15 protein-coding genes are annotated in these 17,673 nt (G+C 33.6%); 3 read left to right on the top strand and 12 right to left on the bottom strand.

Annotation, left to right across the window (positions count from 1 at the left end; genetic code table 11):
* Nucleotides 1–6 precede the first annotated feature (6 nt).
* From EDB96_RS01205 to dusB, 3 genes are all read left to right on the top strand, one after another.
* The gene (locus EDB96_RS01205) at nucleotides 7–1,671 is read left to right on the top strand and encodes a C45 family autoproteolytic acyltransferase/hydolase (protein ID WP_134138835.1); all 1,665 of its coding nucleotides are present in this window, start codon (nucleotides 7–9) and stop codon (nucleotides 1,669–1,671) included.
* Nucleotides 1,668–2,954 carry a phenylacetate--CoA ligase family protein gene (locus EDB96_RS01200; RefSeq protein WP_134138833.1) on the top strand — a complete coding sequence of 429 codons (1,287 nt, stop codon included), beginning with the start codon at nucleotides 1,668–1,670 and terminating at the stop codon, nucleotides 2,952–2,954. The genes EDB96_RS01205 and EDB96_RS01200 overlap by 4 nt, the downstream gene beginning before the upstream one ends.
* A 150-nt stretch (nucleotides 2,955–3,104) precedes the next feature.
* The gene (gene dusB, locus EDB96_RS01195) at nucleotides 3,105–4,097 is read left to right on the top strand and encodes a tRNA dihydrouridine synthase DusB (RefSeq protein ID WP_134138832.1); all 993 of its coding nucleotides are present in this window, start codon (nucleotides 3,105–3,107) and stop codon (nucleotides 4,095–4,097) included.
* Nucleotides 4,098–4,180: 83 nt separating this feature from the next.
* On the opposite strand, the gene EDB96_RS01190 is transcribed toward dusB, so the two are convergent.
* The 12 genes from EDB96_RS01190 to atpA form a co-directional block, all read right to left on the bottom strand.
* Nucleotides 4,181–5,608, bottom strand: coding sequence for an MATE family efflux transporter (locus tag EDB96_RS01190; RefSeq protein ID WP_134138831.1), 1,428 nt, complete (start codon nucleotides 5,606–5,608; stop codon nucleotides 4,181–4,183).
* Between the two features lie 172 nt (nucleotides 5,609–5,780).
* Nucleotides 5,781–6,980 carry an ABC transporter permease gene (locus EDB96_RS01185; protein ID WP_134138829.1) on the bottom strand — a complete coding sequence of 400 codons (1,200 nt, stop codon included), beginning with the start codon at nucleotides 6,978–6,980 and terminating at the stop codon, nucleotides 5,781–5,783.
* A gap of 1 nt (nucleotide 6,981) precedes the next feature.
* The gene (rbfA, locus tag EDB96_RS01180; protein WP_134138828.1) at nucleotides 6,982–7,374 is read right to left on the bottom strand and encodes a 30S ribosome-binding factor RbfA; all 393 of its coding nucleotides are present in this window, start codon (nucleotides 7,372–7,374) and stop codon (nucleotides 6,982–6,984) included.
* Nucleotides 7,375–7,512: 138 nt separating this feature from the next.
* Nucleotides 7,513–8,793: a murein hydrolase activator EnvC family protein gene (locus EDB96_RS01175; protein WP_134138827.1), complete on the bottom strand. Its 1,281-nt coding sequence runs from the start codon at nucleotides 8,791–8,793 to the stop codon at nucleotides 7,513–7,515.
* A gap of 24 nt (nucleotides 8,794–8,817) precedes the next feature.
* The gene (locus EDB96_RS01170) at nucleotides 8,818–9,597 is read right to left on the bottom strand and encodes a DUF4292 domain-containing protein (RefSeq protein WP_134138825.1); all 780 of its coding nucleotides are present in this window, start codon (nucleotides 9,595–9,597) and stop codon (nucleotides 8,818–8,820) included.
* Between the two features lie 12 nt (nucleotides 9,598–9,609).
* Nucleotides 9,610–10,962: a tetratricopeptide repeat protein gene (locus EDB96_RS01165; RefSeq protein WP_134138824.1), complete on the bottom strand. Its 1,353-nt coding sequence runs from the start codon at nucleotides 10,960–10,962 to the stop codon at nucleotides 9,610–9,612.
* 43 nt (nucleotides 10,963–11,005) lie between these two features.
* Nucleotides 11,006–12,022 (bottom strand): sugar phosphate nucleotidyltransferase, encoded by a 1,017-nt coding sequence (locus EDB96_RS01160; protein WP_134138823.1) that lies wholly within the window; start codon nucleotides 12,020–12,022, stop codon nucleotides 11,006–11,008.
* Nucleotides 12,023–12,106: 84 nt separating this feature from the next.
* A complete protein-coding gene (gene dut, locus EDB96_RS01155; protein WP_057115509.1) occupies nucleotides 12,107–12,541 on the bottom strand; it encodes a dUTP diphosphatase in 435 nt (144 codons plus the stop codon).
* 28 nt (nucleotides 12,542–12,569) lie between these two features.
* Entirely contained in the window at nucleotides 12,570–14,030 is a 1,461-nt protein-coding gene (locus tag EDB96_RS01150) for a lipopolysaccharide biosynthesis protein (protein ID WP_057115508.1), read from the bottom strand.
* A gap of 95 nt (nucleotides 14,031–14,125) precedes the next feature.
* Complete coding sequence (locus tag EDB96_RS01145; protein WP_057115507.1) at nucleotides 14,126–14,572, bottom strand: GNAT family N-acetyltransferase; 447 nt, start codon at nucleotides 14,570–14,572, stop codon at nucleotides 14,126–14,128.
* Nucleotides 14,573–15,140: 568 nt separating this feature from the next.
* Entirely contained in the window at nucleotides 15,141–16,004 is an 864-nt protein-coding gene (gene atpG / locus EDB96_RS01140; protein ID WP_134138822.1) for an ATP synthase F1 subunit gamma, read from the bottom strand.
* A 79-nt stretch (nucleotides 16,005–16,083) separates the two neighbouring features.
* Nucleotides 16,084–17,661, bottom strand: a complete 1,578-nt coding sequence (gene atpA / locus EDB96_RS01135) for a F0F1 ATP synthase subunit alpha (RefSeq protein WP_057115505.1) — start codon at nucleotides 17,659–17,661, stop codon at nucleotides 16,084–16,086.
* Nucleotides 17,662–17,673 lie beyond the last annotated feature (12 nt).

Below are 17,673 nucleotides of genomic sequence, written 5' to 3'. Positions count from 1 at the left end.
TGAATCATGAAAAGCCGAATTATATATTTCTTCTCTCTCGGTTTTTTAAGCTTGCTGACTTCTTGCGGTACATCAAAATCAAAACATCATAAACCAGATATTACGGCTTACAATTCAGCAAAACCCGTTGTTGAAAAAGTAACAGACAGCACATTTATTTCTGGAACAAATTCTTTTTTAAAAAATAAACAAGGTTTTTGGGAATTGTATGTAGAAGGCGATCCGCTGGAAATTGGTTTGACAACCGGTGCTTTAACCGACTCCCTTTTACAAAAACAGCAGCGTATTTTTTTTTCGAAAATCACCGATTTTATCCCGTCTAAATTTCAGCAGAAAATGCTTCGCCAGTTTTTAAAATGGTACAATCGCAAATTGTATTTGAATGTTCCAAATGAATATCAAACTGAAATTTACGGCGTTTCGCAATATACTTCGAATGAGTTTGATAATATCGCACCGCAATACCAGCGCAGTTTATATTTACACGCGGCGCACGATATTGGGCACGTGCTTCAAGATCTGGCTTTAGTAGGCTGTTCTTCTTTTGCGGCTTGGAACGAAAAATCGGAAGACGGAAATTTAATTCTGGCGCGTAATTTTGATTTTTATGTGAATGACGCTTTCGCGGAAAATAAAATCGCAGCCTTTATCAAACCAAAAGAAGGATTTCCGTTTATGATGGTTACCTGGCCGGGAATGATTGGAGCCGTTTCTGGAATGAATTACGAAGGATTGACTGTAACGATAAATGCTTCTAAATCTAAAATTCCGCTGAGCGCGAAAACTCCAATTTCGATTTTGACCCGCGAAATTTTACAGCACGCCAAAACTTTAGATGAAGCCATCGCCATTGCAAAAAAGAGAAAAGTATTTGTTTCTGAATCGATTATGGTTGGAAGCGCCAATGATAACAAAGCCATTTTAATTGAAGTTTCACCCAATAAAATGGATGTTTACGATGTTCCTAACAGTGATCAATTAATTTGTTCGAATCATTTTCAAGGCGATGCTTTTGCAGCTGATAAAAGAAATCTGGAACAAATTGCAAACAGCCATTCTGAATACCGTTACGAAAGAATGCATGAATTACTATCTGAAAATCCGAAAGTAAATCCAAAAATTGCTTCAGAAATTCTTCGAAATAAAGACGGTTTACAAAACATTTCTTTAGGATATGGAAATGAAAAAGCGCTAAATCAGCTCTTAGCACATCACGGAATTATTTTTAAACCAAAAGAAAAATTAGTCTGGGTTTCGGCAAATCCGTATCAATTGGGAGAATTTGTCTGTTATGATTTGAATGCTGTTTTTGGTGAAAATAAAAATAAGACACAATCACTTCAAAGAGAAAATCTGAATATTGCCAAAGATCCTTTTTTAGAAACAACTGCTTATCAGAATTTTAAAAAATTTAAAGTTGAAGATCATAAAATAGATTCGCTTCTTGAAAAGAAAGAAGTGATTTCTCCAGAGTTCATTCAAAATTATCAATCGTTAAACCCCGATTATTGGGTTGTATATTATAAGGCAGGATTGTATTTTTACCAAAAAAAGGAATATCTGCAGGCTAAGCTTAATTTTGAAAAAGCTTTAACCCTTGAAATTACTACATTTCCTGATAAAGAAAAGATTGAAAAATATTTAAAAAAAGTCAAAAGAAAATTACAATGATTCCAGCAATAGAAAAAGATTCTTTAGAAGAGATTAAAATTTTTCAAGAAAAAAAATTAATTGAACTTCTAGAATACATCAGTCAAAATTCTCCTTTTTACAAAAGACTTTTTGCTGGACAAAATATTGATATTTCTAAAGTAAAAACATTAAAAGATTTACAATTTCTTCCTGTTACGACTAAAGAAGATCTACAGCAATATAACGATGATTTTTTGTGTGTTCCGCAGCAAAAAATTATCGATTATGCCTCAACTTCAGGAACTTTAGGCGATCCTGTAACTTTTGGTTTAACCGATTCAGATTTGGATCGACTAGCTTATAACGAAGCGATTTCGTTCGCCTGCGCTGGAATTGCAGAAGGAGATGTCGTACAGTTAATGACCACAATTGATCGAAAATTTATGGCCGGTTTGGCTTATTTTTTAGGTCTTAGAAAGTTGAAAGTCGGCGTTATCCGCGTTGGTGCTGGAATTCCAGAAATGCAGTGGGATTCTATTTTAAAATACAATCCGAGTTATTTAATTACAGTTCCGTCTTTCCTTTTAAAATTAATTGAATACGCTGAAGCCCACGGAATCGATTATAATAATTCGAGTATAAAAGGCGCCGTTTGTATTGGAGAATCTTTGAGAGAACAAGATTTTTCTATGAATATTCTATCCAAAAAAATTACAGATAAATGGAATATTAAGTTATTCTCGACTTATGCTTCTACAGAAATGAGCACCGCTTTTACAGAATGTGAACATGGAAAAGGCGGACATCATCACCCAGAATTGATTATTGTTGAAGTTTTGGATGAGCATAATCAGCCTGTAAAAAATGGGGAAACTGGCGAACTTACTTTTACTACTTTAGGAATTGAAGCTATGCCGTTGCTGCGTTTTAAAACTGGCGATATAGTACAGCTTCATGACGAACCTTGCGCCTGCGGTAGAAATACTTTGCGGGTTGGTCCAGTTGTCGGCCGTAAAAAACAGATGATAAAATACAAAGGAACAACACTTTATCCACCAGCGATGAACGATGTTTTGAGCAGTTTTGATAATATCGAAAATCATCTTATCGAAATTTCAACCAACGATTTAGGCACAGACGAAATCCTGATTAAAATTGCTGCCAAAAATCAAACTCCCGAGTTTCTTCAGGAAATAAAAGACCATTTTAGAGCCAAACTAAGAGTAACTCCAAAAATAGAATTTGCTTCAAAAGAAGTTTTAAACCCGCTAGTTTTCAATCCGATGAGTCGAAAACCAATTCGATTTTTTGATTATAGATAATTTTTTAGGGACAAAGTTGCAAAGGGACAAAGGGACAAAGGTTTCCTAAAAGACTGATAAGAACCTTTGTCCCTTTGCAACTCTGAACCTTTGAACCTCAATTTGGTACAAATTGAACTAAATGTTGTAATTTTGCAAAAAATTACAAAGATGGTCAAGATTGGCAACATAGAATTACCTGAATTTCCTTTATTACTCGCACCGATGGAAGACGTCAGCGATCCGCCGTTTCGCAGATTATGCAAAGCGCACGGGGCAGACATGATGTATTCTGAATTTATTTCGTCGGAAGGATTAATTCGTGATGCTATAAAAAGCCGCATGAAGCTGGATATTTTTGATTACGAGCGTCCAGTTGGAATTCAGATTTTTGGCGGTGATGAAGAAGCAATGGAAATGTCGTCTAAAATTGTTTCGACAGTAAAACCAGATTTAGTGGATATCAATTTTGGATGTCCAGTAAAAAAAGTAGTTTGCAAAGGTGCTGGAGCGGGAGTTTTAAAAGATGTTGATTTGATGGTACGTTTGACACAAGCGGTTATTAAAGGAACTGATTTGCCTGTTACAGTAAAAACACGTTTAGGCTGGGATGAAAATTCAATTAACATTGATGAAGTTGCTGAAAGACTTCAGGATATTGGCGTTCAAGCTTTAACGATTCACGCCAGAACCCGGGCGCAAATGTATAAAGGTCATTCTGACTGGTCACATATTGCACGTGTAAAGAACAACCCAAGAATTACAATGCCTATTTTTGGAAATGGCGATATTGACAGCCCAGAAAAAGCATTACAATATAAAAACGAATACGGAATCGACGGAATTATGATTGGCCGTGCGGCGATTGGATATCCTTGGATTTTTAACGAAATCAAGCATTTCTTTAAAACTGGCGAGCACTTACCTGCTCCAACGGTTATTGATCGTGTTGAAGCTGCTAGAAATCATTTAATGTGGTCAATGGAATGGAAAGGTGAACGTTTGGGAATTGTAGAAATGCGTCGTCATTATACGAACTATTTCAAAGGAATTCATTCATTCAAAGAATTCAAACAAAAGTTAGTTACAACTGATGCTCCTGAAGATTTATTTGCTATTATGAAAGAAATTGAACAGGTTTATGCGGGATATGAATTTGTTTAGTAATATAATCTTTGTCAAAGTTTGAAGCTTTGACAAAATTTCAAAATAAAAAAATGCCTTCACATTTGAAGGCATTTTTTTATTTAAACTTGAGTTCTCTTCCACTTCCCTCTCTTATAAAAGAAAATACCCGCAAGTGTTATAGCCGTTTCAGCAACAGGAATTGCAATAAAAACTCCCGTTGGTCCCAGATTAAAATGTTTGGCTAATACGTAAGCCAGTGGAATTTGGAACAGCCAAAACCCAAAGAAATTAATTCCAGTTGGTGTCCATGTATCTCCCGCTCCATTGAATGTGTTTATTAAAACCATTCCTATTCCGTAGAAGATAAAACCGATGCTCATAATTTGAAGTGCTTCGACGGCAATCGTCTTTACCATTTCATCATTGGTGAAAAAGGATATGATATATTTCCCAAAAGCAAGCGTAATAACCATAATTGTCGCCATGAAAATCACATTATAACGCGCAGTTGTATAAACCGATTTTTCGGCACGTTCAATTTGTTTGGCGCCTAAATTCTGCCCAACCAAAGTCGCAGCAGCATTACTTAATCCCCAAGCTGGGAGAATAAAAAACATCATAATTCTTAGTGCCGTTTGATAACCTGCAGAACCATGATCGCCGCCAGTTGTTGCGACTAATTGTGCTAAGAAAATCCAGCTGCAAGAAGCAATTACAAATTGCAGAATTCCAGGAGCCGCGATTTTTACTAATGCCTGAATTTGTTTAAAATCTGGAGCAAAATATGGAATCTTAATTTTTAAAATTCCATTTCCAAAAAACAAATGATAAACCTGATATAAAACGCCGATGCTTCTTCCGAAAGTTGTTGCCAAAGCAGCGCCAACCAATCCGAAAGCAGGAATTGGACCTAAACCGTTAATTAAAATTGGACATAAAATAATATTGCAGATATTGGCAATCCAAAGACTTTTCATGGCGATTGCCGCATTTCCTGCACCGCGAAAAATTCCGTTAATCAGGAACAAAAGCATAATGCATAAACTAGATCCAATCATAATCTGCGTGAAGTGGAAACCATGTTCGGCTGCTTCAGGAGATGCTCCCATTAATAGCAGAATATCTTTGGCATAAACAATTCCCAAGATGCTCATAACGCTGTTTACAGCAATTGCGACAATGATCGCCTGCATTCCTGCTTTTGCAGCCGCGACTGGATCTTTTTCTCCAATTCGTCGTGCTACAACTGCGGTTGCCGCCATACTCATCCCAATCGCAAGAGAATATATAACTGTTAGTACAGACTCAGTTAATCCAACGGTTTGAATAGCAAAACTGCTATGCTCTAAATGTCCGACAAAATATAAATCGACCAGAGCAAAAACCGATTCCATCATCATTTCTAAAACCATCGGAATGGCCAATAGAATAACGGCTTTTTTTATACTTCCAGAAGTATAGTCAAATGATTCGTCGCCATTTAAGGCTTGTTTTAATGTGGTAAAAATTTTAGAAAATAAACTTTTCTTTATAGATGTTTCTGTCATGATATTTTAGGATAAATGATAAAATTGGTCCAGATGCTCTATGATCTGAACTAAAAAAATAAAAACGTAAGTATCCTAATTATTGTAAAAAATAAAGTAGGATTAGGCAGAAACAATCATATGCTTTAGATTTTCAAGGCGGTAAATATAAGTAATATTTTTAAAGAAGAAATTAATCCAGCAATTTTTTGCTTACTCGGCTGCTTGCAATTAATGAGGCTACAAATCCAAGTATCACAATAGTTGTCATTACAATTAGAACATTTTCTAGTGAAAAAACAACGGGATAAGCTAATGTTGGCGTAATCATTATCAGTTCATATTGCTGCTGTAATATCACTAGGATTATACCCAAAATAAGTCCGATTAAGCCACCAAAAAAGCTTAGCAAAGTTCCTTGAAGCAGAAATATTTTTCTAAGATTATTGATTTCTGTTCCGAGATTAAAAAGTGTTTTAAGATTTCCTTTCTTCTCTAAAATCATCATAATCAATGCTCCTACTAAATTAAAAAGAGCCACGATTATCACCAAAGTAAAAATCAAATACACTACTATATTTTCGGTATTCAGCATTTTATATAAAGACTCGTTTAATTGCGCTCTATTTTTTAAAGTAATTTTATTTTTAAAAATAGCATTGAGCTGAGTCTTTACTGCATTTTCATCTGCATTTTCTTTGAGTTTAAATTCAATGCCAGAGATTTGATTGATTTTATACATTAATAATTCTTGTACTAAACCTAAATCTGCAAACACGTACTTTGAATCTAAATCTTCGCTTATAGAATAAATCCCAACAGGCAGGACATCGGTTTTATTGAAAGCTTCTTCTGGATTTTCGATTGCCCCTTTTCCAGGTTTTGGGGCAAAAATCTGCAACGGATTCTCAAAATCGAGAATTCCCATAGAAAAATTCTGAGCTAAACCGTATCCAATCACAACTTGATAGCTGTCTGGTTTGAGCCATTGACCGTTGTACAATTTTTTCTTAATATCATTGACAACTGCATAATTGCTATCAACTCCTTTTAGATAAGTAACTTGCTGTTTATCTTTAAACAAAAATAAAACACGCTCTTCTATAATTTTGGTGTAAGAAGCAACGCCGTTAATTTTCTTAATCTGACTTTCCTGATCTGGTGTGATTAAAAATGATTTTCCGTAAGTGCTCACCAGTTTTAAATCGGGATCAATTTCGTTTGTAAACGAAAGGCTAAAAACTTTTAATCCGCTGAAAACAGATAAAACCACAAACAAAGCCATCGTGCCAACAATGATTCCCATGCTGGCAATGCGGTTAATAATATTGATAGCATTGTTTTTGCTGCTGCTAAAAATATAACGTTTGGCTATGTAAAGGGGGAAATTCAATTTATGATTTTCTTCTTTTTTCTAAAAGATCACGATTCTCTATTGGGTTTTCTTGTCCAGCTAAAGCATTGTCGATTTTTTCGATATAATCTAAAGAGTCATCGATAAAGAATACCAAGTTTGGTACACGACGTAATTGCAGACGTACACGTTGTGATAAATCGTGTTTAATCAATGTTGTATTTGATTTGATCCCTTCTAAAGTTTCTTGTGCTTTTTCTTGAGGAAAGATGCTTAAATATACTGTTGCCACAGATAAGTCTGAAGTTACACTAACTTTGGATACCGAAATTACCAGATTAGTAATTCCGTTTTTTCGCACTTCACCTTGCAAAATGTCAACCAGATCTTTCTGAATAACACCGCCTATTTTTTTCTGTCTATTTGTTTCCATACTGCAAAAATACTATTTTTAAATTCAATCGTATAATTTCAGCTTAACGAAAGCAGTAATTTCTATTTAGGATAAGTTCAATTTCAGATTAATTTTTCTATTTCATAAAAAAAGGAGCAAAAAAGCTCCTTTTAAATTTTATCTGTTTTGTAACCATCCTTCTGGATTATTATTTGATGTATTTTGAAGAATTAAGAATTTAATAATTGTTTTTCCAGTGTCTCCACTTGTTCTTACTTTTCCAATACTTTGTTTCACTTTTACTTTATCACCTTGCTCAACAGACACCGAACTTAGGTTTTGGTATACCGTAAAATAATCTCCATGTTGAATAAAAACGGCTCTGTTTACAGGAGACAATGCAATAACTTTTGATACCACTCCCTCAAATACTGCTCGAGCTGTTGCTCCTTGTTCTGTAGTAATCTCTACTCCTGAATTATGAACAGTTAAAGAAGGATAAAGTGGATGCGGCTGATCTCCATAACCAAGCGATATAAATCCTTTTTCCACTGGCCAAGGCAGTTTCCCTCGGTTTGCTTTAAAATCTGCTGCTAAAATTTTACCTTCTGGCGTTAATGTAATTTTATCTGATGAATAACTTTTAGTTGTTGACGCCTCTGCTTTTTCTGCTTCGGTAGCTTTTCCCTCGGCTATTTTTCTACGTCTTTCTTCTTCAGCTCTTTGATTCGCTAATCTAATTTGTTCACGAATAAGATCTTTGATTTTTGCATCAATTCTTCTAGATTCCTGCTGTTTGGCTTTTGTATCAGCAATAATTTTATTTTTGTCTTTTTTAATCGTGTTAACAAGCTTTTGCTGTTCTTTCTTTTCTTCTTCTAAGCTTTTCTTTTCTTTTTCATTCTCAGCAATAATTTTTTTCTTAACTTGTCTTTGTCCGTCAAGTTTTGAATTGTAATCTACTAATTCAGCGGTTTTAGACTGAATTTCTAAACCTTGATTTTTTCTGTAATTCGTATATTGTTTTAAGTATTGCGCTCTCTTGTAAGCCTGCAAAAAACTTTCTGAAGATAAAATAAACATTGCTCTACTCTGTTCAGAACGGCTTTTGTAGGATTTCAAAATCATTTTTGCATAATCCTCTTTTAATACTGCCAATTCTTTTTTGAGCTTATTTACCTTAACCTGATTAATATACATATCGTTACTCAGAATTTTTTCCTGTTTAGCGGTTGTATTAATTAATTTCTCTTTTAATTTGATTTTGTTTGCCTGAATTAAATATTCATTCACAGCAGATTTCTCTTTTTTTCGAACAGACTGAAGCATCTTTTCATTGTCTCGGATTTCCTGTTGAATTTGAGCTTTACGCTGCTCCAGTTTTTCTTGCTGTGAATCCTGTGCCCATATAAATGTAGTGGCACAAATTAAAACTAGGCTTAGGAGAAATTTTGGCATGTTTCTATTTTTATTTTTGCAAATTTATTTAATTGTAACTTTTTTATACCCACTTGGAACACTATATGGGAAAGAAAGTTCTTCGTTAAATGAAATATTATTGTAATTCAAATTAATACTTGTTTTTCCTTTTGGCTGTACCGCATTTATTTCGATACTTGTTGGAAGCGTTCCTTGATCAAAAGTTTTACTATCTGAATACGCTATCTGTAAATTTCTATTTTCAGATGGTTGTGAAATCTCTTCTTTCTGAATTAAATATTTTTCGCCATCTAAGAAGAATGTTTTTTTCAAATTAGCGTCTTTTTCTTCATCCAGTCTAAAAAGGTTTTCTACAATTGTCTGCGTATATTTTCCTTTTCTTAAATCGTCAAAAGCTTCTCCAACCAATAAGTTTTGAACTTTACTGTAATCTAGATCTGTTCCAAGCCATTTACTTAAGCTTGTAAAATCTCCTTCATAATAAGTGCTGTTTATTTTTTCATAATAACTTACTGCAGAAGGTGTTATTAATGCTTTCGCCATTGTAATTCCTAAAAAGCGAACACTTATCAAAATCTGTTTGTCTTTTTCGATTCTAATTTCGGCAGTTACATTTTGACTTTGCTTTTCATCAACATATTTTGCGCTTGCCTTAATATACAAAGTAGAAAAATCTAGTTTATTATCGTAATGTTTTTCGATTATTTTCTTGTCTTCTTTTGGCGCAATTGTCTGGCTTGTATTACCTTGTACTGCAACGGCTTTCGATTTACACGAAATTACAGCAGTAGAAAGTATTAATAGTATTATATATCTTTTCATCTCAATTCTCTTTTACTTTTTTTTCTTTAATAATTCATTTGCCTTCAAAAAGTATTCCTCTTTTTTCTTTGCATCTCCCAATCCATTATATGCCTCTCCTAATTGAATATTAAAATTTGCTTCTAGTTTTACATCATCAACAACATAATCCAAACCCATTTCTAAAACGGTTTTTGCATTTTTAAATTGCTTTTGCTGATTGCTTCCTAAACCTGCATAGTAATAAAACTGTGCCTGACTCGGATACACTTCAATCAACATCATCGCTCTTTTTGTCATTGGATCAAACTGTTTGGTCTGCGAATAAGCTTCCAGCAATAACATATTGGTTTCAAGATCTGTATCTGAATGCGCGCTTAAATCTTTTTCATAATATTTAATCGCATTTTCAAATTGACCTTTGCTATGGTAAAACTTTCCTATTTCTTTTGCAACATCAACTTCTTTATCGTTGTCAAAATAAGCGATTGCTTTTTCTAAATCTGGAGCATACTGCGCATTTTTGTTTACATAAATCAAAAATTCGTTCAAAGTTCTATGTTTGATTTTTGAATCAATTTTTGAACTTGCTAAAATCACATTCATTGATTTTATGGCTTTATCCGCTTGATTGGCATCCAAATATGTTTTGAATAAACTCACTTGAGCCCATTCTGAATTCGGAATTTCTTTTGCTAATTGTTTCGCAACTTCCAGTGATTTATCATTTTCATTATTTTTTGAATATAAGAAAATAAGATTCACATAATTGGATTCTTCTTTTGGATCTTTTTTAATCTGCTGAACCAAATTGTCAATTTCAGCATTTTGATATTTTCCCTGCGATAAAATTTGAGCTTTGTAAATTTCACGATCGGCAGACTTTCCGAACTTATCATTCATTTCGTTAATCGCAGTCAAAGCTTTGTCGTACTGATTTGTTATCATATATAATGAAATCAAATCGTCCTTGTACTCTTCGTCAAAAGCAATTATTTTTTGAATGATTTCTATCGCTAGCGGGTAGTTTTTGGTCTCATAACTTACATCATAAATTCCGAGCCAAAACCATTTATTTTTAGGATCCAGCTGTGTAGCTTTTTCAAAAGCATCTTGTGCATTTCGATATTCTTTGAGTGCCAGATAATTTTTTCCTAATTCAAAATAAGCCACTGCGTCATTGGGTTTTAGTTTGATACATTTCTCCAATGACACAATAGCTTTATCATAATTTTCAATTCCTTTTTGTTTTAATGATTCATAAAATGAGTCTTGATATTCATCTGTTGCCATAGCAATATCTTCGGGTTCTGTCTGTGCAAAAACCGAAACCGATGTGCTGAATAAAGCAAAAAACAAAACTGTAAAAACTCTTTTTTTGATCATTATAAAAATTACATTTTAAACAAAAACGAAATTTTATTCCTATTTATTCTAAAACTGAGTAATCTCCAATACTTACACTAGTAAATTTACCATCATAACTTACATGATTACCAATCATTGCGTTATCTAAGTTAGCATTTTTAATTTGAGAATACGTTTGAATTAAGCTATTTTTAATAGTACTGTCTGTTACATGACATCCTTTTCCAACTGAAACATTTGGACCAATTGTTGTATTTTTCAAGACAACATTTTCTCCAATATAACACGGCGGAATAATTGTAGCGTTTTCTAGTTTCACGTCATAATCAACTAAATGTTCACCGTCGTTATGTAAAAAACCTAACATTCTAGTATTGGTTTCGACAGTAACATCTTTGTTTCCACAGTCCATCCATTCGTCAACACTTCCAGTTTTAAAAACTTTACCGTTTGCCATCATGGCTTTGATTCCATCATTAATCTGATATTCTCCTCCATTTTGAATATTATTATCCAAAACATTTTGAAGTTCATTTCTTAAAACTCCAACCTCTTTAAAATAATAAATCCCGATAACTGCTAAATCACTTACAAACTCTTTTGGCTTTTCAACCAATTCTATAATTTCATTATTTTGGTTTAGTTTCACCACACCAAAAGCTTCCGGCTGTTCTACTTGTTTTACCCAGATTACAGCATCTGCTTCAGGATCTAATTCAAAATCAGCTCTAATCAAAGTATCTGCATAAGCAATTACAGCTGGACCAGACAGAGAATCTTTTGCACACATAATTGCATGACCTGTTCCAAGGGGCTGATCTTGACGATAAATTGAAGCTTTTGCTCCTAAACCTTTGGCTAAATCTTCTAAACTTTTTACGACATCATCTCCAAAAAAAGCTTCGTCGCCTAAAATAAATGCAACTTCTTCAATAGGGTCTTTTAATATTTTAGCAATATCTTCAACTAAACGATGTACAATAGATTTTCCAGCAACAGGAATTAATGGTTTCGGAACTGTTAGTGTATGAGGCCTCAATCTCGATCCGCGGCCTGCCATTGGCACAATTATTTTCATTCTTTATTTGATTTTTATAGGAAGATTAAAAAATCTTCATTGGGTTTGGTCTTTCTTTTTTTAATTTTTCCGAATTACAGAAAACTATTTAACTCCAGTACTTCCAAAGCCTCCTTCACCTCTTGATGTTTCAGAAAGTGTTTCAACTTCAATCCATTCTGCTCTTTCGTGTTTTGCGATAATCAACTGCGCAATTCTTTCGCCATTTTCAATTACAAAATCATCATTAGATAAATTTACTAAAATTACTCCTATTTCTCCTCTGTAATCTGCATCAACAGTTCCTGGCGAATTTAAAACTGTTACTCCTTTTTTAGCAGCTAAACCGCTTCTTGGTCTAACCTGGGCTTCATAACCAATTGGTAATTCAATAAAAAGTCCTGTTTTTACAATCGCTCTTTCTAAAGGTTTTAACGTAATTGGTTCTAAAATATTGGCACGTAAATCCATTCCTGCAGAAGCAATGGTTTCGTAATTTGGTAAATCGTGCTGCGATTTATTGATAATTTGTATTTTCATTTTTAAATATAAAATTTTTAATCCCGGCTTACTTTCTCTTCAATATTCCTTTTATAGTATCTTTTTCAAAGTGGTAAACTAAATACATAAAAGCTAAAAGAAGTGGAATTCCAACATAATATTTTTCTCTAAATCCATAAAATGAAATTATCGAAAATAATATCGAAACGCCTAAATAAGCACCAATCTTGTTCATGTCGTAAGGAATAGGATAATACTTATTTCCTAATATATAAGAAATAAGCATCATGCTGCCATAAGCCGAAATAGTCGCAATTGCTGAACCATAATAGCTGTATTTTGGAATTAAAAAATAATTTAAAACCAAAGTAACAATAGCACCTACAATAGAAATGTAGGCACCAATTTTTGTTTTATCTGTAAGTTTGTACCAAACCGATAAGTTGTTATAGATACCCAAAAAGAAATTCGCCAAAATAATAAGCGGTACAACTTTCATTGCTTCCCAATAGGATTTATTATCTAGTAATAAGTATTTTAAAACATCTGCAAAAACTATAACTCCTAATAGAATCAGCGAACCCAATATCACAAAATATTTGGTAATTACGGCGTAAGTCTGTGGAGCATTTGCATTTTTTGCGTGGCTAAAAAAGAATGGTTCGATTCCTAATCTAAATGCTGTTGCAAAAAGAACCATAAATAAACCTAACTTGTAACAAGCAGAATAAGCTCCAACTTCAGATTTTGCCAAATTTTCTGGAAGCAAATACCCTAATAAGATTTTATCAAAATGTTCGTTGACAGCAAAAGCCAATCCTGCAACCAAAATAGGAAGTCCGTATTTCATCATTCTTCTCCAAAGTTCTGGATCAAATTTTCGTCCAAGCGAAAGATAATTAGGAGAAAGAACTATAAAAGTTGCTAAACTCGCCAAAAGATTTGCAATAAAAATATAAGCGATCTGGAAATTTTCGACATATAAATTATCCCAAACTGAATTAGGGTTTGAGGCTGCTAATTTTGGCAGGTACATTAAAAAGAAAATATTCAGTAATAAATTGATTACCACATTTCCAATTTTAATTGCTGCATAAACCATTGGCCTTTGGTTCGCTCGTAATTTAGAAAATGGAATTAAAACCAATGCATCCAAAACCAAAATCCAAACCGTATAGGTAACATACTGAACATCTACTTCGGCTAAACTTGCTAAAGTGTTTCTAAAGATTAAAGCAACAAATAGAAAAATAATTGATGTCCAAAAAATCGAAATTGTAGAAGTCGCTATTACATTTTTCTTATCTTCTTCAGCACTATAAAATCTAAAAAAAGCGGTTTCCATTCCGTAAGAAAGAACTACGTTAAAGAAAACCATCCAAGACAATACTATCGACACCTCGCCATATTCGGCAGTAGGTAAAATTCCTGTATATAATCTCACTAATAAAAAACTCAGCATTCTCGGTAAAACTGTTGCCAGTCCGTAAATTGCTGTTTGCTTGAATAGATTTTTATATAATCCCAAAATATAATTGTAATAATGTTTGTAAGACAAAAATAACCATTTCTTTTGTTTAATGGTGCTTTTGTTTGATGCAATAAAGAAAAGTTCTAACTCTTTTACACCGTCATTTTCTTTTCATCCAAAATTTTCACGAAATGAAATCCTCTTGGGGCGTAACCTTGATTGTAATAAAATCTGTGTGCTCCAAAATTTCCAGTAAATGCATCTAATACAATACTGCTGCAATTTAATTCTATTGCTTTTTTCTCGATATAATCAGTGAGTAGTTTTCCAATTCCTTGAGATCGATATTCTGGATTAACAACAAAATTATCAATTTCGAGATATTTGCCTGTCCACAATTTTGTTGCCGACCAGCATCCTGTAATTCCTAAACATTTATTATTTTCAAAAACGCCAATTTGAGTATAATTATGCGGAATCATCTCCAAAAGAAAAGATTTATATTTTTCTAAAGTGATATTGGGATATAGAAATCTGATGGTTTCAATTTGAGCCAGCATTTCTTCAATCGTAGTAATTTCCAGTATTTGTAAAGTCATTTTAATAGAATAGAATTCAAAATTAATTATTTTTTCTGAGTCATTTATATAATAACCAGAACACTAACATGTGAAATATATAAATTTAAGTTAAAAATTATGTAACTTTTTTTAAACAGTGTTTTCTTAAATTTGCTTCATAGGGATTGAGAAAGCTAAATACAACCCTTATAAAAAAGGAAGCACTGGGACTAATAAAGCTTGTTTGTTCCCATAAAAGACAAAGCACAAGGGATTGATTCTGCTGTATTGTAACCCTTTAAAAAACAGAGCACTGGGACTAATAAAGCTAGTTTGTTCCCATAAAAGACAAAGCACAGGGATTGATTCTGCTGAAATGTAACCCTTAAAAAAACAGAGCACTGGGACTAATAAAGCTAGTTTGTTCCCATAAAAGACAAAGCACAGCAGAGTTATCTGTCAATTTTTTATAAAATGGTAGTGATTCTCAAATTTTGAATAATCTGAGAATCACCATTTTATAAAATTATTATTAAAAAAGAAAAAAACTTCCATAAAAGAAAAAGCCAGCTTTCGCTGGCTTTTTCTTTATATAATATGAATTGATTTATCCATTTAAAGCTTCTGCTCCACCAACAATTTCTAAAATCTCACTAGTAATAGCAGCCTGACGCGCTTTATTGTAAGTTAATTTCAATTGGTTTCTCAACTCAGTTGCATTATCTGTAGCTTTATGCATAGCAGTCATACGTGCTCCATGCTCAGAAGCAAACGAATCACGAATACCTTTATACAATTGCGTTTTTAAAGACTTTGGAATTAAAGTTAAAACAATTTCTTCTTTTGAAGGTTCAAAAATATAATCTCCAGAAGAAGCTGCTGTACCAGTAGTATTAATAGGAGCTAACGGTAAAAACTGTTCTACTTGAACGATTTGAGTTGCTGCATTTTTAAACTGATTGTAAACTAATTCAATTCTATCGTATTCTCCAGATAAAAATTTCTCAGTCAAATTATCTGCAATTCCTGCAACATTTTCAAAAGTTAAATGATCAAAAATTGCATTATGATGACCGTGAACTTTATGAGTTTTGTTTAAAGCATCATTTCCCTTTTTACCAATAGCAAAAACATCAACTTGCTTTCCAGCGTAAAACTCTGTACGGTTTTTAATCTCTTTAATAATATTTGAATTGAATGCACCACATAAACCTCTGTTAGAAGTTATAGCTACAAGCAATACTTTTTTTACTTCACGTTGTGTTGTGTAATCTCCTCCAACTTCACCTTCAAGTGTAGCAGAAAGATCTTGCAATAACTCCGTTAATTTCTCGGCATAAGGACGCATTGCAGTGATTGCATCTTGTGCTTTCTTAAGCTTTGCAGCAGAAACCATTTTCATAGCCGATGTAATCTGCATCGTCGATGAAACGGAAGTAATTCTATTACGGATTTCCTTTAAATTTGCCATCTATTAATTAGAAAATGTGACAATTTGAAAATTAGATAATTAGAACTAAGTCTAATTATCTAATTTACTTATTATCTTATTAGTTATATTTTGCTGAGATTTCTTTTGCTGCTTTTTCGATAACATCTGTAATGCTGTCATCTAATTTACCAGCTTTCAACGCATTAAGCGTATCTTTATGTTTACTGTTTAAGTAAGCTAAGAAATCAGCTTCAAATTCTTTTACTTTTTCTACAGGAACGTTTCTTAACAAGTTTTTAGAACCAGCGTAGATAATAGCTACTTGGTTTTCAACTGTATAAGGATCATTTAAACCTTGTTTCAAGATCTCAACGTTTCTTTTTCCTTTTTCAATTACGTTTAAAGTAACAGAATCTAAGTCAGAACCAAATTTAGCGAAAGCTTCTAATTCACGGAATTGAGCTTGGTCTAATTTTAAAGTTCCAGAAACTTTCTTCATAGATTTAATTTGAGCATTACCTCCAACACGAGATACAGAGATACCTACGTTAATTGCAGGACGAACCCCAGAGTTGAACAAATCTCCATCAAGGAAAATCTGACCATCTGTAATCGAAATTACGTTTGTTGGGATATATGCAGAAACGTCACCAGCTTGAGTTTCGATAATTGGTAAAGCAGTTAATGAACCACCACCTTTTACGATAGATTTGATAGAATCTGGTAAATCGTTCATGTTTTTAGCGATACCATCATCAGCAATTACTTTACAAGCACGCTCTAATAAACGAGAGTGTAAGTAGAAAACGTCTCCAGGATAAGCCTCACGTCCCGGTGGTCTTCTTAATAAAAGAGAAACCTCACGGTAAGCAACAGCTTGTTTAGATAAATCATCATACACGATAAGTGCTGGACGACCAGAATCTCTAAAGTACTCTCCAATTGCAGCACCAGCGAATGGAGCATAAACTTGCATTGGAGCTGGGTCAGAAGCATTTGCAGCAACGATAACTGTATAAGCCATTGCTCCTTTTTCTTCTAACATTTTAGCGATTCCTGCTACAGTTGAAGCTTTTTGTCCAATTGCAACATATATACAGAATACAGGTTTTCCTGCATCGTAGAATTCTTTTTGATTTAAGATTGTATCGATACAAACAGTTGATTTACCTGTTTGACGGTCACCAATAACAAGCTCACGTTGTCCACGACCAACTGGGATCATAGCATCAACAGCTTTTACACCTGTTTGTAATGGCTCAGTTACTGGCTGACGGAAGATAACACCAGGTGCTTTTCTTTCTAAAGGCATTTCGTATAAGTCACCACCGATCGGTCCTTTTCCATCAATTGGAAAACCAAGAGTGTTAACAACACGTCCTACCATTTGCTCACCTACTTTAAGAGAAGCAATACGTTGAGTTCTTTTTGCAGTAGATCCTTCTTTAAGTCCAGTTGATGGTCCTAATAATACAACCCCAACATTATCCTCTTCAAGATTCAATACGATACCTTCCATACCGTTATCAAATTCTACTAACTCTCCATATTGTACATTAGACAGCCCGTAAACACGAGCAATACCGTCTCCAACTTGAAGTACTGTTCCTACTTCCTCTAGCGTAGCACCAGATTCAAAACCTTCTACTTGCTTTCTTAATATTGCTGAAATTTCAGCAGGTTTGATTTCCGCCATCTTAATTTATAA

Source organism: Flavobacterium sp. S87F.05.LMB.W.Kidney.N (genome assembly GCF_004366435.1).
GTDB lineage: Bacteria > Bacteroidota > Bacteroidia > Flavobacteriales > Flavobacteriaceae > Flavobacterium.
This window is presented reverse-complemented; position numbering and strand designations above follow the sequence as displayed.

Bases quoted from the DNA above. Each gene is read 5' to 3' on its own strand.
- EDB96_RS01205 (WP_134138835.1), top strand. From the start codon at position 7: ATGAAAAGCCGAATTATATATTTCTTCTCTCTCGGTTTTTTAAGCTTG.
- EDB96_RS01200 (WP_134138833.1), top strand. From the start codon at position 1,668: ATGATTCCAGCAATAGAAAAAGATTCTTTAGAAGAGATTAAAATTTTT.
- dusB (WP_134138832.1), top strand. From the start codon at position 3,105: ATGGTCAAGATTGGCAACATAGAATTACCTGAATTTCCTTTATTACTC.
- EDB96_RS01190 (WP_134138831.1), bottom strand. From the start codon at position 5,608: ATGACAGAAACATCTATAAAGAAAAGTTTATTTTCTAAAATTTTTACC.
- rbfA (WP_134138828.1), bottom strand. From the start codon at position 7,374: ATGGAAACAAATAGACAGAAAAAAATAGGCGGTGTTATTCAGAAAGAT.
- EDB96_RS01175 (WP_134138827.1), bottom strand. From the start codon at position 8,793: ATGCCAAAATTTCTCCTAAGCCTAGTTTTAATTTGTGCCACTACATTT.
- EDB96_RS01170 (WP_134138825.1), bottom strand. From the start codon at position 9,597: ATGAAAAGATATATAATACTATTAATACTTTCTACTGCTGTAATTTCG.
- EDB96_RS01165 (WP_134138824.1), bottom strand. From the start codon at position 10,962: ATGATCAAAAAAAGAGTTTTTACAGTTTTGTTTTTTGCTTTATTCAGC.
- EDB96_RS01160 (WP_134138823.1), bottom strand. From the start codon at position 12,022: ATGAAAATAATTGTGCCAATGGCAGGCCGCGGATCGAGATTGAGGCCT.
- dut (WP_057115509.1), bottom strand. From the start codon at position 12,541: ATGAAAATACAAATTATCAATAAATCGCAGCACGATTTACCAAATTAC.
- EDB96_RS01145 (WP_057115507.1), bottom strand. From the start codon at position 14,572: ATGACTTTACAAATACTGGAAATTACTACGATTGAAGAAATGCTGGCT.
- atpG (WP_134138822.1), bottom strand. From the start codon at position 16,004: ATGGCAAATTTAAAGGAAATCCGTAATAGAATTACTTCCGTTTCATCG.
- atpA (WP_057115505.1), bottom strand. From the start codon at position 17,661: ATGGCGGAAATCAAACCTGCTGAAATTTCAGCAATATTAAGAAAGCAA.